Raw genomic sequence first — 14,921 nt, forward strand, 5'->3', positions numbered from 1 at the left:
AGCCCGGCAGGCCGCCGGGCCAGGAGAGGAGGCAGGCATGGCCGAGATCATCAACCTGCGTCAGGTCCGCAAGGCGCGCGAGCGCGCCGCCAAGGACGAGAAGGCGGCCGAGAACCGAATCGCCTTCGGCCGCCCGAAGAAGGCCAGGACCCTGGCGGAGACCCGCAAGGCCCTGGAAGCCGCGCGCCACGAGGGCCACCGCCTGAAGGGCGACGACCCGGAGGCATGAGCGCGGGCATCGTCAAGCGATCGGTGATGATCGCGGGACACCGGACCAGCGTCTCCCTGGAGGAGCCGTTCTGGCGGGCCCTCCGGGAGATCGCGGCCGCGCGGGGCCAATCCGTCCAGGCGCTGATCGGGACGATCGATGCGGGGCGGGCCGAGCAGAACCTGTCCTCGGCGATCCGAGTGTTCGTGCTGGAGGCGGTGCGCGGGATGGCGCCTTAGCTGAAGCACCTCCGCTCCTGTTCGGGAGAGGCGGCGTGTGCCCTACTCCGCCGCCATCAGGGCGTCGCGCGGCCTCACGCCTTCGAGCGCCGCCGGCATCGGGCCGCCGGTGGCCCAGTCGAGCAGTTCCACCGTGTGGACGATGGGGAGGTTCGTGCCCTTCCCGATCTGCGTCGCGCAGCCGATATTGCCGGTGGCGATCAGGTCCGGCCGCATCCGCTCGATATTGGCGACCTTGCGGGCGCGCAGGCGCTCGGCGATCTCGGGCTGCAGGATGTTGTAGGTGCCCGCCGAGCCGCAGCAGATATGGCCCTCGGGCACGTCCTTCACGGTGAAGCCCGCGCGCTTGAGCAGGTTCTTCGGCTCGGTGCGGATGCCCTGGCCGTGCTGCATCGAGCAGGCCGAATGGTAGGCGACCACGAGGTCGCTCTCGACCACGGAGGCGTCGAGGCCGAGGCTCGCCACGTATTCGGTGATGTCGCGGGCGATGGCCGAGACCCGCGCCGCCTTGTCGGCATAGGCGGGATCGTCGCGGAACATGAAGCCGTAATCCTTGATCGTGGTGCCGCAGCCCGAAGCCGTCACCACGATGGCGTCGAGGCCGGGACCGTCCATCTCTGCGATCCAGGCATCGATGGTGCGCCGGGCCTGGGCGTGGGCGGTGGCCTCCTTGCCCATGTGGTGGGTGAGCGCCCCGCAGCAGCCCTCCCCCTTCGGCTGCACCACCTCGACGCCGTGGCGGTTGAGCAGCCTGATCGCCGCCGCGTTGAAGTCCGGGCGCAGCACGCTCTGGGCGCAGCCGCGCAGGAGCGCGACCCGGCCGCGCCGGGGGCCCGAGGCCGGCGGGAACAGGCCGGGCCGGTTCGTCGGGTCGCGGATCGGCAGCGTCGCGGGGGCGAGGTCGAGCATCGCGGCGAGCCGGTTGCCGACGCGCGGCAGCCGCGCCGCCAGCGACCGGAAGGGCCGGCCGAGTCTGGCGCCGAGGAGCGCGAGGCGGAACCGCTCCGGATAGGGCAGGACGAAGGCCAGGAGCGCCCGCAGGAAGCGGTCGTCGCCGCGCCGCGCATGGGTTTTCTCGATATGCGTGCGGGCATGGTCGACGAGGTGCATGTAATGCACCCCGGACGGACAGGTGGTCATGCAGGAGAGGCAGGAGAGGCAGCGGTCGACATGCTTCACCACCTCCGCGCTTGCGGGCTTGTTGCCCTCCAGCATGTCCTTGATCAGGTAGATGCGCCCGCGCGGGCTGTCGAGCTCGTCGCCGAGCAGCAGGTAGGTCGGGCAGGTGGCGGTGCAGAAGCCGCAATGGACGCAGGTGCGCAGGATCTTCTCGGAGGCCGCCATGGCGGGGTCGGCGAGCTGCGCCAGGCTGAAATTGGTTTGCACGATCGTTTCCTCGGCCCGGCCGTCGGGGCGGAAGAACCTCCCCCCGGGCCGCGCTTCCTTCGAATTAAAGCAATTATACCGAAGCAAGTGGCGTTGGGCATGCGGGATCGTCGCGCAGCCCCGCCTTTCAGATGCCCGCGTAGAGGCGGCCGGGGTTGAATAGCCCCTTCGGGTCATGCGCGGCCTTGAGGCCCCGCGTCACCCGCATCAGGGGCTCGGCCAGGGGCTGGAAGACCGGCACCGCGGCGCGGACGGGATCGGGCGCGCGAATCAGCGTCGCGTGGCCGCCCTGCGCGGCGAGCGCCGCCCGGATCGCGCCGGCGCCGGCATCGCCCTCGGCCTCGGCCTCGGTCGCGAGCCAGATCAGGCCGCCGCCCCAATCGTAGTACCAGCGGGCCGCACGGGCGCGGGCGATCTCGGCCGCCAATGCGGCGCCCCTGACCGGGGCTGTCGAGATCCGCCAGACGGCCTCCGCGCCGCCCGCGAAGGCTTCGACGTCGCGAATGCCCCGCCAGAGGGCGGCGCCCGCCTCGCCCTCGACGATCTCGGGCAGGCCGAAGCGCTTGAGCAGGCGACGCAATTCGCCCGCCCGGTAATCGATGGACTCGGCGAAGCCCTCGAGGCGCATCAGCGTCCGGGCCTCGGGGCCGCCGATTCCGGCCGGCAGGTGCGCGGCGCCGGTGAGCTCGAAGGGGGAGCCGAGGGCGGCGCTCAGCGCCTCGACGGCGCGGGCGTCGTCGAGGCCGGAGAACGCCAGGGTGGCGACGCGCTCCTGGACGGGCAGGACCTTGAAGGTCACCTCGGTGAGCAGGCCGAGCGTCCCCCAGGAGCCCGCCATCAGCTTCACGAGGTCGAGGCCGGTGACGTTCTTCATCACGCGCCCGCCGGACTTGATCACCTCGCCGCGCCCGTTGACGAAGCGGACGCCGATCAGGCTGTCGCGCGCCGCGCCCGCATTGATGCGCCGGGGCCCGGAATTGTTGGCCGCCGCCACCGCCCCGAAGGTCGGCTCCCCGGAAGAGCCCATCAGGCGGCGGTGGTCCATGGGCTCGAAGGGCAGCATCTGGCCGCGCGCGGCCAGGAGGGCCTGAACCTCGGCGAGCGCGGTGCCGGCGCGGGCGGCCACCACCATCTCGGCGGGCTCGTACAGGGTGATGCCGGAGAGGCCCCGCACGGTCAGGGTGGCGGCGTCCTGCGCGGGCCGGCCGATCCCGGCCTTGGTGTCGGCGCCGACGAGGCGCAGGGGCTCGGTCCGGCCCGCGGCCTCGCGGACCATGCCCGCCGCCTCGTCCTCGCCGGTCGGTTCATATGAACGCATCGTTTCCTGCCCGTGGCGGGGTGAGCCCGTGCGGCCCCCCCTTTGTGCCAGGATCATGCGGGTTTGCCCGTCGGTTTCAAGCGGCGGGAGGCCACCTATTCGGCGAGAGCGGGCTCGGCGCGCCGCAGGTGGAGCGCCACCATGCTGCGCAGCCCCGCGATGTCGAAGAGCCAGACGAGACTGCCGTAGAGCACCATCCCGAGGGGCACCGAGACCGCGAGCGCGGTGACGGGCTCGCAATGGCGCAGGGGCGTCAGCGCGAGGCCCATCACGAGGCTCGCCGCCCCCGCGCCCCCGAGGCTCCGCCAGGGCAGCCGGAGCGGCTCCGGCCCGGTCAGCGCCCGCAAGGCCAGCCACGCGAAGGCGAGCGCGAGGCCGAGCGTCTGCGCGAGCGCGATGCCGGCCGCTCCCACGAGGGGCGGCAGGATCAGGAGGCCGATCCCGTTGCCCGCGAGGCCGATCACCGCGGCGGCGATCACCGGCACGGTGCGCCGCCGGATCTGGAAGATCGGATTGAGGGCGAAGTTCATCAGCGCGAGGCAGAACAGGCCCGGGATCAACAGGGCGGCATAGAGGGCGAAGGGGCCGCGATAGGCCTCCGGGACCACGAGGGCCTGGAGCGCCGGCAGCACGGCCCAGAACCCGACCGCGCAGGGCAGCAGCAGCGCCACCACGATCGCGGCGTTGTCGGCGACCTGCCGCTCGGCCGCCGCGCGGCCGCGATGCTCCTCGGCCTGGACGGCGAGCTGGAACAGAAGCAGGTCGAGGGCGGTGCCGAGCGTCGAGAGGCTGCGGGAGGTGACGTCGGCCGCGAGCGCGAAATAGCCGGCCTCGGCGAAGCCCGCCTGCGCCGCGATGGTGCCGCGGTTGAGAAAGGGCATGAGCTGGTAGATCGCGTTCGCGGCGATCAGGGGAAGGCCGTAGAGCAGGAACAGGCGCCACGTCTCGCGCAGCCGCACCCGCACCACCGGCGTTGCCGGGTCGCGCAAGGGGTGGCGCAGCAGGAAGACGGTGACGACCTGCGAGACCGCGAAGGCCACGAGCACGTAGGTGGGCTGCGGCAGGTACCACGCGGTCGCCGCCATGGCGGCGAAGCTGATGACGTTCTTGAGGGCGACGAGGCGGAAATAGAGGCCGCCATCGAAGCGGGCGCGGGCGAGCGCGGCGTGGAAATCGAAGACGCCGATGCCGAGGGCGGCCAGCGCCGTGCCGGCCAGGAGCGCCCCGCGGCTCTCGGGCCCCGCCTCGATGCCGAAGCCGGCGCAGAGGAGGGCTTCGGCCAGCAGGACGGTGGCGATGACCGCGTAGGCGCGGTCGAGGCCGTGCCGGATCCAGGGCTCGTCGGCGCGCACGCGGCCCGAATAGAACCGGGTCGCCGACAGGCGCAGCCACTCGAACAGCAGGGTGTTGAGGACGATCGCCCCCGCGGTCGCGAGCGCGAACCGGCCGAAATCGGCGGGGCCGAGCAGCTTGGCGATGATCAGGCCGAGGATGAAGTTCAGCCCGGCATTGAGCACAAAGGCGGCGATGACAGCCATGGTGAGCCTTCAGCGAGCGTCCCTCGTCGGCGCGGCGCGGGCGGAAGTGACGTCGTAGCGGTCGGGGCGGTAAGAATCCCCTAATCGGGCCGCACGATGGCGGGGCCGCGCCTCATCCCCCGGGGTCGAGCGGCGTCGCGATATTCGTGCTCGGCGGGCGAAAAGGTCCGGAACTGTACTGCCAGGGTTGCCGTTCTTAGCGCAGATTCAACCACAGATTGGAGGACACCATGCGCAATACGTTCCTGGCAGCCGCAGCCCTGATGACGGTCCTGGGCGCCCAGACGGCGAGCGCCGAGACCACGGTGATCCGTCGCGACGCGCCCGACGCCGTCGTGGTCGATCGTCCCGCGACCGAGAGAAAGACCGTCGAGACCCGCGAATCCGGCGACGGCTGCGCCTCGAAGACGGTGTCGAAGACGAACGAGTACGGTGACAAGAAGACCGTCACCAAGGAATCCTGCGACTAAGGCTCAAGACGGTAGGAGCGTCTTCGTGGAAGGCCGGTCTCGTCAGGTGCGACGCGCGCTCCCGCGCGTCGCGGTGCCGTCGCCGGCCTTCCCGAGGTCCTTCTCGTAGCGCCAGGCTTCCATCCCGTCCTCGTAGTAATCCGGCCGGACCGCGAACCGGACATAGCCGCGCCGCTCGTAGAGGCGGATGCCGGCCCCGTTATCGGCGCGGACCTCGAGCCGCAGCCTTGTGCAGCCGTGCCGGCGCGCCTCGGCTTCCGCCGCATCGAGCAGGCGCCCCCCAAGGCCGAGCCCCGCCCGGGCGGGCGAGACCGCGATCGAGGACAGGCGCGCGCTGCGGCTGCCGCGCCGGCGCTCGATGGTCGCGGCGCCGACCAGCACGGGCGCGGCGGAAGCCTCGTCCACGAGCGCGACCACGAGCGTCATCGAGGGCGACGTGATGGCGTGGCGGATCGCGCGCCGCTCGGCCCGGTCGCTCGCGAAGGCCGCGTGCTCCAGGGCCACGAGGGCATCGAGATCCCCGCGTTGCGCCTCGCGCAAGGTGACGATGGGCAGAAGCTCTGCCGCCGCCGCGCTCACGCTGCGGCCCAGGGATAGGTCCAGGTCTCGGACAGGGTGCGGTTTCCGGTTCTGAGATAGGCCCTGAGATCGGTCGCCTGCCCGGGCCGGTCGAGGCGCACGTCGATCGCCGCGCGAAAGCCCGCGATGTGCGGATTGGGCGTGATGGAGGTGGCCACGATCTGTCCCTGCCCGGTGCTTGCCACGACCTCGATGAGGGCCGGGTCCGGCATATAATAGGCGAGGTCGCCCCCGGTGAAGTCGATGAGGAAGCGCCGGCTCAGGCTCTCGCCGGGTGAGACGGCGCGCGGATCGTTTGCCGGGGCCGCCCCGCTCGCGGCCGCGCCGACCAGGTAGGTATTGGCCACGAACGCGCCGCCGTGGAGGCGCGGACCCGCCGCCATGGCCCGGACCCGATAGGCGATCGAGACCGGTTCGCCCGCCCGGTAGGGCTGCCGGGGGCGCCACCACGCCACGATGTTGTCGCCGGTCTCCGTGTTCGTCGGCAATTCCATCAGGACGACGCTGCCCTCACCCCAATCGCCCACCGTCTCGACGAAGTAGCTCGGGCGCCGGTGATAGCTGGCCTCGAGATCCTGATAATCCGCGAAGTTGCGGTCGCGCTGCATCAACCCGAAACCCTTCGGGTTCGTGTCGGCGAAGCTCGAGATGCGTCGGCTCGGCGGATTGTCGAGGGGGCGCCAGATCCACTCGCCGCTGCCGGCCGCCATCAGCAGACCGTCGGAATCGTGCAATTCGGGCCGGTAATCGTCCGAGAAGGCCCGGTCGTTCTCGCCGATGAAGTACATCGACGTGAGCGGCGCGAGGCCGACCCCCTCCAGATCCCGACGGGGATGCAGATTGGCCTCGACCGAGACAACCGTCTCGTCGCCCGGCCGGACCGTGAAGCGATAGGCGCCCGTCACCGAGGGGCTGTCGAGAAGCGCGTAGACGATGCAGGCTTCCGCCGCCTTGCCGGGCACCTCGACCCAGAATTCGCGGAAGAACGGGAACTCCTCCGGGCCCCCGGCCCCCTCGACATTGACCGCGAGGCCCCGCGCCGAGAGGCCGTAGAGCTGGTCGCGGCCGAGGACGCGGTAATAGCTCGCGCCCACGAACGCGATCAGTTCGTCCAGCACGTTCGGCTTGTTGAGATTGGTGTGCAGGCGGATCCCCGCGAAGCCGAGATCGACGGGAAGCGGCTTGTCGAGCCGCGTCCGGCCGAAATCGAAGAGGCTCGCCTGATACGGGATCGAGGTCGCGACGCCGCCGCGGACGAGGTTCACGGTGACGGGGCGCCGGTAGAGGAAGCCGAGATGGAACAGCTGGAGCCGGAACGGGCTGCCCTCCGCGCCCAGAAAGGCCTTGGCCGGCCGAAAGCGGATGTCGCGCCAGGCGTCGTAATCGAGGGCGCTGAGGGGTGCCGGCAATGCCGGCTCGCGCGGGTCGAACGGAACCTTCGCGAGGTCGCGCGCCCGGCGGTCCACCGCCTCCAGGCCGAAGGGCTCGGTGTTGCGTCCCTCGGGCTCGGCGAGAGCCGGCATCGGCATCAGGGCGGCGGCGCCCCCCGTTGCGGCGAGGCCCGTCGCTGCAAGGCCCGAGACGACGGCGCGGCGGGTTGGGTCGGTCATGATCCTCGTCAGGGCTCGGACGAACGGGGGCGGCGATGCCGGACCGGGGCAGCGCCCCCGGCCGGCAGGGTCAGATGCGCGCTTCGGCGAGGCTTGGAAAGCCTTCCCGCGGGGTGTCGCGGCGTTTGTGCAACAATTGTGGGAAAGTCCGGCGATTCCGGTGTGTCGCCGCGCGGTTTCCCCTTGTGACCGACAGGGTCCGGACGTATATGCGCCTTGCCCAATTTCGCACGTGCCTGTGGCCGCGTGTCGGTTGGTGGGCATCCGGCCAACTGCCGGACAGCCGCCAGGGGTCTTAAAGGATCGATGGTCGACAGGGTGGATTCCCTCCGGCCGGCATCCAGGTGGCAACACCGGACCCCGACAACAACCGGCAGCCGGAGGCGAAACCGGCGAACCCCGCTCTCCACGGGGGACGCAGCTTAAAGCAACGACGAACGGGCTTTTTTGGTCTCGTCGGCCCTCCAAAGGCCGGCACCGAAGAGGCTTGTTTCTCTTTGCCCGCAGTGCGGTTGGGGTTCCCCCTACCAATCCAAGGCAGCTTCCGGGTGCTCTGCGCCCGCAATGCCCGTCGCGTCTCCAAAGCGCGCCGGTCGTCGCGTCGCATCGCCCCCTGACGCCGGCGATCCGTTCGGATCGCTCGAATTCGACATCGCGTCCCGTGAAGGGCGCCTGCGAACCTATGGTGGGGACGTTCATGACCGATCGCATCCGCGACTTCCTGCGCGCACGCCGCGACCTCGGCCGTGACGAGGGCCCGGTGATGGTCCTCGACCTCGATGTCGTGCGCGACAACTACACCGCCTTCGCCCGCGCCCTGCCGGACACCCGCGTGTTCTACGCCGTCAAGGCGAACCCGGCCTCCGAGGTGCTGCGCCTGCTCGCCGAGATGGGCTCCTGCTTCGACACGGCCTCCGTGGTCGAGATCGAGATGGCGCTCGCCGCCGGTGCCACCGCCGACCGGATCTCGTTCGGCAACACCATCAAGAAGGAGCGCTGCATCACCCGCGCCCTCAAGCTCGGCGTGCGCCTCTTCGCCGTCGATTGCGAGGCCGAGGTCGAGAAGATCGTGCGCGCTGCCGAGGCCGCCGGCCTCGATGCCGGGGACGTGCAGGTGTTCTGCCGCATCCTCTGCGACGGCGCGGGCGCCGAGTGGCCGCTCTCGCGCAAGTTCGGGTGCGTGCCCGAGATGGCGATCGGCGTGCTGGAGCACGCCCACCGGCAGGGGCTGACCGCCTACGGCGTGTCATTCCATGTCGGCTCGCAGCAGGGCAACACGGAAGCCTGGGACGGGGCCCTCGCCTCCGCCTCCATGATCTTCCAGGAATGCGCGCTGCGCGGCATCGGCCTGCAGATGGTCAATCTCGGCGGCGGCTTCCCGACCAAGTACCTCAAGGCGGTGCCCGGCGTGGAATCCTACGGCGACGCGATCTTCCGGGCGCTGACCAAGCATTTCGGCAACCGCCTGCCCGAGACGATCATCGAGCCCGGGCGCGGCATGGTCGGAAACGCCGGCATCATCGAGGCCGAGGTGGTGCTCGTCTCGAAGAAGTCGGACGCGGAGGACGAGGTGCGCTGGGTCTATCTCGACATCGGCAAGTTCGGCGGCCTCGCCGAGACGATGGACGAGTCGATCCGTTACGCGATCCGCACGGATCACGATGACGACCGGATGGCGCCCTGCGTGCTCGCCGGCCCGACCTGCGATTCGGCGGACGTGCTCTACGAGAAGAACCACTATCCTCTGCCGGTCTCCCTCTCGATCGGCGAGAAGGTGCTCATCGAGGGCGCGGGCGCCTACACGACCACCTACGCGGCGGTGGCCTTCAACGGCTTCCCGCCCCTCGAGCAGATCGTGATCTGACGACGCTCGCGCGGTGAAACGGTCCGGACGGGAACCTCGTCCGGACCTGGCGCATTCCCTGCGCCCCTCAGCCTCATCCATCCCGGACGGCCGGCCTCATGGGGAGACCGGTGCGAGGGCTGTCGCTTCTCCCATCTCGGGTGTTGGGAAGGGTACGGCCGTGATCCAGATCCGCGACGAGCATGCTGTCGACGTCCCGGCGCGCGAGCGCCTGCTGGATGCGTGCTTCGGACCCTCGCGCTTTGCCAAGACGTCGGAGCGCCTGCGCGAGGGGCGCCGTCCGGCCCGCCGGCTGGCGCTCACCGCGACCCGCGGCGGCCGCCTCGTCGGCACCGTGCGCCTGTGGCCCGTCGAGGCGGGCGCGGCCGGCGCCGCGTTGCTGCTCGGACCGCTGGCGGTCGACCCGTCGCTGCAGGGCCAGGGCCTCGGCAAGGTGATGATGCACGCGGCCCTCGGCCGGGCCGAGGCGCTCGGCCACGGCGCCGTGCTGCTCGTGGGCGACGCGCCCTACTACGCCCGGTTCGGGTTCTCGCAGGGCGTGGCCGAGGGGCTGTACCTGCCGGGACCGTTCGCGCGCGAGCGCTTCCTCGGGCTCGAATTGCGCGCGGGCGCCCTCGCGGACGCCAGGGGCCTCGTGCGGGCCAGCGGCCTTCCGGCCCTGGACGAGGCCGTCCCGGACTTCGCGGCCGAGGCACGACGACAAGCCGCCTGAGCGCCGGCCCCTCGGATCGCCGGCGTGAACCGGGTCAGCGCGGGGGAGCCGCCGGGTCGATCGCCGGGAGCTCGTTCGGCGGCAGGCCCGGGCCGGCACTCGCCTGCGCCTGCGGGCCGGTGACGCCGCGAGCGCGGTTGGCGAGGGCGACCGTGAGCTTCTCGGCGGTGTCCGGCTGCATCACGGCGAGAACCTCCGCCATCTTGCGGGGATTCATGGCCAGCACGATCGGCACCAGCACGTCGTGGTGGAGCCGGTCGAAGACGCGCGCGGCGTCCTTCGGCTTCATGGTCTCGTACATGGTGACGATGTTGCGCAGGCCCGCCTTCTCGGCCTCGGCCTTCTTGCTGCCCCCCGCATCGGCCTTGTCCTCGGCCTGTTTGAGGTCGCTGACGCCGCCCTCGAGCTTGCGCTCGGCCTCGCCGAGCACCTGCTCGCGCAGGTCGAGATCCTGGCCGCGCTGCTTCAAGGCCTCGCGCCGGGCGCCGAGCTTCTCCAGCAGCGCCCGCTCGGTCGGGGAGGCGGATTCCGGCATGGCCTGGACCGGGGCCTGGACCGGGGCCTGGACCGGGGCCGGCTCCGGCTTGCGCATCTCGGCGGGCTTCTCGGGCTCCTTCGGGTTGACCGAGCCGGTGGTGGTCGGGTCCGGGATCTCGTAGCCGGTGCGGGCCTTGGCGAGGACGCGGGCGAAATCCGGCAGCTCCGCCTCGGATCGCGGCGGCTCGACCAGGAGGGTCGAGAGCTTCAGGACCAGGAGGCCGGCGGCGGCCAGGGTCACGGCATCGATCAGGCGCAGCTTCAGCGGCCGGGGCGGGCGCTTGCGGGACCGGCCGAGGGCGGTGGTCTTGCTGGCGGGCGCGGCAGCATTCGCGGCAGCGATCTTCGGCGCCTCGCTCATGCGGCCCGGCTCCGGACGCGGCTCAGGGCGCGCTCGGACATGGCCAGGGCCGCGGCCGCGGCGGCGCCGAGGCGCTCGCCGTTCGGGCTCGCGGGGGCCGGCGGCGGCGCGGCGATCGCGGGCTCCGGCGCGGTCCGGACGGGGGCCGGGCGGGCGCTGCCCATCTCGGACACGATGGCGCCGATGCGGGCCAGCACGCCCTCCCCGGCCTGGACCTGCGCGGCGATGTCGGCGGCGTAGCGCTCGGCGGTGCCGAGGCGCTCGGCAAGCGTCCGGTCGCACTCGTCGAGGGCGCTGCGCAGGCCCGCAATCGCCCGCTCGGCGGTGTTGCTCGCCACCATCAGGTCGCCGATCGTCTGGCGGAGCGCCGCCTCGTCGCCCTTCATCACGGCGATCTTCCGCGACAGGCGCACCGAGGACACGATCGTGGCGACGAGGAGCACGGCCACGAGGATGTCGGCGAGAAGTGTGATCAGGACACTCATTGCGGGGCACTCATCCGACGCTACCCGTCGTTCCGGTTGTTCATCGAGGCCTCGAAGGCCTGGAGCGTGGTTCGGGAGCGGCGCAGCGGCCGCGTCACCTTGACGGCGATGTTGTCGTCGACCCGGCCGATGCGCCCCTGCGTCAGGGCCCAGTCGCCGCAGCGGACGGTGATCAGGTCGCTGGGCTTGGCGTCGAACATCAGGGTGTCGCCGACCTTCAGGGACATCACCCGCTTCAACGGCAGCATCATCTCGTGGAGGACCGCCTCCATCGCCACGTCCGCCTGCCAGATCTCGGTGGCGAGGTGGCCTTCCCAGACATGGTCGCGGCCGAGCTTCTCGCCCATGAAGCTCTGCATCAGCAGTTCACGGATCGGCTCGATCGTGGCGTAGGGGAACAGGATCTGCAGGAGGCCGCCGCGCCCGTCCATGTCGAGGCGCAGGCCGATCAGGATCGCGGCATTCGCCGGCCGGGTGATGGTGGCGAAGCGCGGGTTCGTCTCGATCCGGTCGATCAGGAAGCGCACCGGCGAGAGCGGCTGGAACGACATCTCGAGGTCGCCCAGGATGATCTCGACGAGGCGCCGGACGAGCTGCATCTCGATCGTCGTGAAGGGGCGCCCGTCGAGGCGGCTCGACGAGCCGCCGCGCTTGCCCCCGAGCAACAGGTCGAGGGTGGAGTAGGCGAGGTTCGACTCGACGGTGACGAGGCCGGAATTCTCCCAGGCATCCGCCCGGAACACGCCGAGCAGCGTCGGCAGCGGGATGGCGTTGAGGTAATCGCCGAAGCGAACCGAGGTGATGTTGTCGAGGGTGACCTCGACGTTATCCTGGAAGAAGTTGCGCAGGCTCGTCGACAACAACCGGATCATCCGGTCGAAGACGATCTCGAGCATCGGCAGGCGTTCGTACTGGACGACGCCCGAATCGACGATGGCCCGGACGCCGCCTGCCCCCGAGGCCGAGAGCTCGCGCAGCGAGAACCCCAGGACGCCGTCGATCTCGTCCTGGTTCAGGATCCGGTCGTTGCCGGCGAGCTCGGGGAGATTGTCGGACTCCCCGTCCTCGATCATCGTCGCCCATTCGGCGGCGACGTCGCTGGCATTGCGGGTGGTGCCCTGCTCGGCGAGGGCCGCGCCCCATTCCTCGGCGAGCGAGGCGTCGCCGCCGCCCTCCCCGGTCTGTTCGAGGAGTGCCGCGGACCAATCGTCGTCCATGCTCGGGTCGTCGGGTTCCATGATCGTCTCGACAATCCGCTACTGGATGATCACGTCCTTGAAGAGGACCGCCTCGGCCTTGGCCGGGTAGAGCGCGAGGTTCACCCGGCGCAGCAATTCCTCGCGCAGCCGGTAGAGGCCCATCGAGCCCGAGAGGTCGCTCGCGCGCAACTCGCGCATGTAGACCTGAACGGTGTCCTCGACGCGGGGCATCAGCGGCTTCACCTCGCTCTCGACCTTCGCGTCCTTCAGCTCCAGCGAGATGCGGAGCTTGGCAAAGCGCGCCTTCTCCTGGCCGAGTTCAGGCGTGAGGTTGAGGATCATCTCGCGCACGTCGAGGAAGACCACCGGCTTCTTCACGTCCTCGACATGGTCGCCCTCGGCATGGGACGCGGCCTTCTTCTTCATCAGGAAGAAGCCGCCGCCTCCGCCGCCGCCGAGGAGCAGCACCGCCGCCAGGATGATGACGAGCTTCTTCTTGCTCTTCGGAGCCTCGACCTCGCCGCCCTCGCCTTCAGCGGGGGCCTTCTTCGGCTTCTTGGCCATGGTGGCGCAACCCAGGATACCGGAAGAGCCGCGCGGAATGCGGCGTCCTTGCCCGAAGAGGTATCGGTTCGTACGGTTAACGCCGCGTTAAGCCGGCAAGATCTGCCGGGTCGACTTTGCCGCCTGCGCGTTCCTGCGCGGCCGAGACGGGTCCGGGGTATTTTTCTAAATCCTTGAAATTGCTTCTGAAACCAGGTTTTCGCGATCTGGCACGCCGGATGCGGATGACGTTAACGACGCTGCCCGCGTCGGATGAGTTCTCAGATGCAAAATGCCCTGTTCATCGGAGTCTCGAGCCAGGTCGCGCTGCAGCGCGAGCTCGACGTCATCGCCAACAACATGGCGAATGTCTCGACCACGGGGTTCAAGGGCCGCAACGCGCGGTTTCAGGAATACCTGATGCCGGTGGCGAGCGCCGATTCGTTTCAGGCCCGCGATCGCCGCGTCTCCTACGTGATCGACCAGGGCACCACCCTCGACCTCGCTCAGGGCGCGATCGAGCAGACCGGCAATCCGCTGCACGTGGCCCTGCGCGGCGAGGCCTTCCTGACGGTCCAGACGCCACAGGGCCTGCGCTACACCCGCAACGGCGCCTTCGAGCTCGACGCGCGGGGCAACCTCGTGACGAGCGACGGGCACGCCGTGCAGGGCGAGGCCGGCGCCATCACGCTCGGCCCCCAGGAGACCGGCGTCGCGATCGGACCGGACGGCACGATCTCGACCAGTCTCGGGGTGCGCGGCCGGATCCGCCTCGTCACCTTCGCCAACCCGCAGCAGCTGAAGAACGAGGGCGCGAACCTCTATTCCGCGACCGCCCAGCCGCAGCCCGCCGGCATCGCGGGCCGGCTCGAATCCGGCGCCCTCGAGCGCTCCAACATCCGCCCCGTCGTGGAGATGACCCGGCTCATGGACGTGAACCGCAGCTACACGATGGTCTCCAGCATGATCTCCCGGCTCGACGACATGCGGGGCACGGCGATCCGCCGCCTCGCCGACGTCGCCTGAGCCCCGCCCCCGGAACGAGGATAAGCACCGATGCGCGCGCTCTACGCCGCAGCCACCGGCATGGCGGCCCAGGAACTCAACGTCCAGGTCATCTCGAACAACATCGCGAACCTGCGCACCACCGGCTACAAACGGCAGCAGGCGCATTTCCAGGATCTCCTCTACCAGAACCTGCGCCGTTCCGGCTCCTCGACCTCGGACCAGAACACGCAGCTTCCCGCCGGCCTCGCCCTCGGCTCCGGCGTGAAGACGGTCTCGACCGCCCGCATCATGTCGCAGGGCACGCTGACCTCGACCGAGAAGGATTACGACGTCGCGATCCGCGGCGAGGGCCTGTTCCGGGTGACGATGCCGGACGGCCGCACGGCCTATACCCGCGACGGCTCGTTCGATCTGAGCGCGCAGGGCCAGCTCGTGACCCGCGACGGCTACCTCGTCGATCCGGGCATCACGGTGCCGAACACCGCCACCGGCGTCACGATCAGCGCGACCGGCGCCGTGCAGGCGACGCTTCCCGGGCAGACGGCCCCGCAGGCGCTCGGACAATTCCAGCTCGCCCGCTTCGTCAACAAGGTCGGCCTCGAATCGATCGGCGACAACCTCTTCGTCGAGACCGCGGCCTCCGGCCCCGCCATCAGCGGGCTGCCGGGCGCGGAGGGCTTCGGCAACCTGCAGCAATCCTACCTCGAAGAGGCGAACGTGAACGCCGTCACGGAGATCTCCTCCCTGATCGCCGCGCAGCGTGCCTACGAGATGAACTCGAAGGTCGTCACGGCGGCCGACCAGATGCTCTCCACCACCTCCCAGATGTTCCGCAGCTAACGCCCCCGGTGATCCCGATGCCCT

The 14,921-nt window shown here is 70.4% G+C and carries 16 protein-coding genes; 7 read left to right on the forward strand and 9 right to left on the reverse strand.

The genetic code is table 11. The annotated features are described in order from the left end of the window. Positions 1 to 37: 37 nt before the first annotated feature. Both F6X53_RS12875 and F6X53_RS12880 read left to right on the forward strand, forming a co-directional pair. Positions 38 to 229 carry a DUF4169 family protein gene (locus tag F6X53_RS12875; RefSeq protein ID WP_151000426.1) on the forward strand — a complete coding sequence of 64 codons (192 nt, stop codon included), beginning with the start codon at positions 38 to 40 and terminating at the stop codon, positions 227 to 229. Further along, positions 226 to 447 carry a ribbon-helix-helix domain-containing protein gene (locus F6X53_RS12880; RefSeq protein ID WP_151000427.1) on the forward strand — a complete coding sequence of 74 codons (222 nt, stop codon included), beginning with the start codon at positions 226 to 228 and terminating at the stop codon, positions 445 to 447. The genes F6X53_RS12875 and F6X53_RS12880 overlap by 4 nt, the downstream gene beginning before the upstream one ends. Positions 448 to 489: 42 nt before the next feature. On the opposite strand, the gene glcF is transcribed toward F6X53_RS12880, so the two are convergent. The 3 genes from glcF to F6X53_RS12895 form a co-directional block, all read right to left on the reverse strand. Then, positions 490 to 1,833 carry a glycolate oxidase subunit GlcF gene (gene glcF, locus F6X53_RS12885; protein ID WP_151000428.1) on the reverse strand — a complete coding sequence of 448 codons (1,344 nt, stop codon included), beginning with the start codon at positions 1,831 to 1,833 and terminating at the stop codon, positions 490 to 492. A gap of 127 nt (positions 1,834 to 1,960) precedes the next feature. Next, positions 1,961 to 3,151, reverse strand: coding sequence for an FAD-binding protein (locus F6X53_RS12890; protein WP_151000429.1), 1,191 nt, complete (start codon positions 3,149 to 3,151; stop codon positions 1,961 to 1,963). A gap of 95 nt (positions 3,152 to 3,246) precedes the next feature. Continuing rightward, entirely contained in the window at positions 3,247 to 4,689 is a 1,443-nt protein-coding gene (locus tag F6X53_RS12895; protein WP_151000430.1) for a lipopolysaccharide biosynthesis protein, read from the reverse strand. A gap of 230 nt (positions 4,690 to 4,919) precedes the next feature. Between F6X53_RS12895 and F6X53_RS12900 the strand changes: the two genes are divergently transcribed. Then, a complete protein-coding gene (locus tag F6X53_RS12900) occupies positions 4,920 to 5,159 on the forward strand; it encodes a hypothetical protein (protein WP_151000431.1) in 240 nt (79 codons plus the stop codon). Positions 5,160 to 5,201: 42 nt separating this feature from the next. Here the strand turns inward: F6X53_RS12900 and F6X53_RS12905 are convergent, their stop codons facing one another. Both F6X53_RS12905 and F6X53_RS12910 read right to left on the reverse strand, forming a co-directional pair. Further along, a complete protein-coding gene (locus F6X53_RS12905; protein WP_191970819.1) occupies positions 5,202 to 5,738 on the reverse strand; it encodes a GNAT family N-acetyltransferase in 537 nt (178 codons plus the stop codon). Further along, complete coding sequence (locus F6X53_RS12910) at positions 5,735 to 7,348, reverse strand: glucan biosynthesis protein G (RefSeq protein WP_151000432.1); 1,614 nt, start codon at positions 7,346 to 7,348, stop codon at positions 5,735 to 5,737. Before F6X53_RS12910 ends, F6X53_RS12905 begins: the two co-directional genes overlap by 4 nt. 697 nt (positions 7,349 to 8,045) lie before the next feature. Between F6X53_RS12910 and F6X53_RS12915 the strand changes: the two genes are divergently transcribed. Beyond that, positions 8,046 to 9,212, forward strand: coding sequence for a type III PLP-dependent enzyme (locus F6X53_RS12915; RefSeq protein WP_151000433.1), 1,167 nt, complete (start codon positions 8,046 to 8,048; stop codon positions 9,210 to 9,212). A gap of 160 nt (positions 9,213 to 9,372) precedes the next feature. Further along, positions 9,373 to 9,924 carry a GNAT family N-acetyltransferase gene (locus F6X53_RS12920; RefSeq protein WP_151000434.1) on the forward strand — a complete coding sequence of 184 codons (552 nt, stop codon included), beginning with the start codon at positions 9,373 to 9,375 and terminating at the stop codon, positions 9,922 to 9,924. A 34-nt stretch (positions 9,925 to 9,958) separates the two neighbouring features. Here F6X53_RS12920 and F6X53_RS12925 read toward each other — a convergent pair whose 3' ends face one another. The 4 genes from F6X53_RS12925 to fliL are packed head-to-tail and all read right to left on the reverse strand — an operon-like array spanning position 9,959 to position 13,070. Continuing rightward, positions 9,959 to 10,822 carry a hypothetical protein gene (locus F6X53_RS12925; RefSeq protein WP_244965562.1) on the reverse strand — a complete coding sequence of 288 codons (864 nt, stop codon included), beginning with the start codon at positions 10,820 to 10,822 and terminating at the stop codon, positions 9,959 to 9,961. Next, positions 10,819 to 11,307, reverse strand: coding sequence for a DUF6468 domain-containing protein (locus F6X53_RS12930; protein ID WP_151000435.1), 489 nt, complete (start codon positions 11,305 to 11,307; stop codon positions 10,819 to 10,821). Before F6X53_RS12930 ends, F6X53_RS12925 begins: the two co-directional genes overlap by 4 nt. A gap of 20 nt (positions 11,308 to 11,327) precedes the next feature. Then, complete coding sequence (fliM, locus tag F6X53_RS12935; RefSeq protein WP_191970820.1) at positions 11,328 to 12,545, reverse strand: flagellar motor switch protein FliM; 1,218 nt, start codon at positions 12,543 to 12,545, stop codon at positions 11,328 to 11,330. A gap of 18 nt (positions 12,546 to 12,563) precedes the next feature. After that, positions 12,564 to 13,070, reverse strand: coding sequence for a flagellar basal body-associated protein FliL (gene fliL / locus F6X53_RS12940; protein ID WP_151000437.1), 507 nt, complete (start codon positions 13,068 to 13,070; stop codon positions 12,564 to 12,566). Positions 13,071 to 13,334: 264 nt separating this feature from the next. On the opposite strand from fliL, the gene flgF reads away from it, so the two are divergent. Together flgF and flgG are read left to right on the forward strand one after the other, a co-directional pair. Continuing rightward, positions 13,335 to 14,075, forward strand: coding sequence for a flagellar basal-body rod protein FlgF (gene flgF / locus F6X53_RS12945; protein ID WP_151000438.1), 741 nt, complete (start codon positions 13,335 to 13,337; stop codon positions 14,073 to 14,075). Positions 14,076 to 14,105: 30 nt separating this feature from the next. Next, positions 14,106 to 14,897 (forward strand): flagellar basal-body rod protein FlgG, encoded by a 792-nt coding sequence (flgG, locus tag F6X53_RS12950; protein WP_151000439.1) that lies wholly within the window; start codon positions 14,106 to 14,108, stop codon positions 14,895 to 14,897. The last annotated feature ends 24 nt before the right edge of the window (positions 14,898 to 14,921 follow it).

The sequence above is a fragment of the Methylobacterium soli genome (assembly GCF_008806385.1).
GTDB lineage: Bacteria > Pseudomonadota > Alphaproteobacteria > Rhizobiales > Beijerinckiaceae > Methylobacterium > Methylobacterium soli.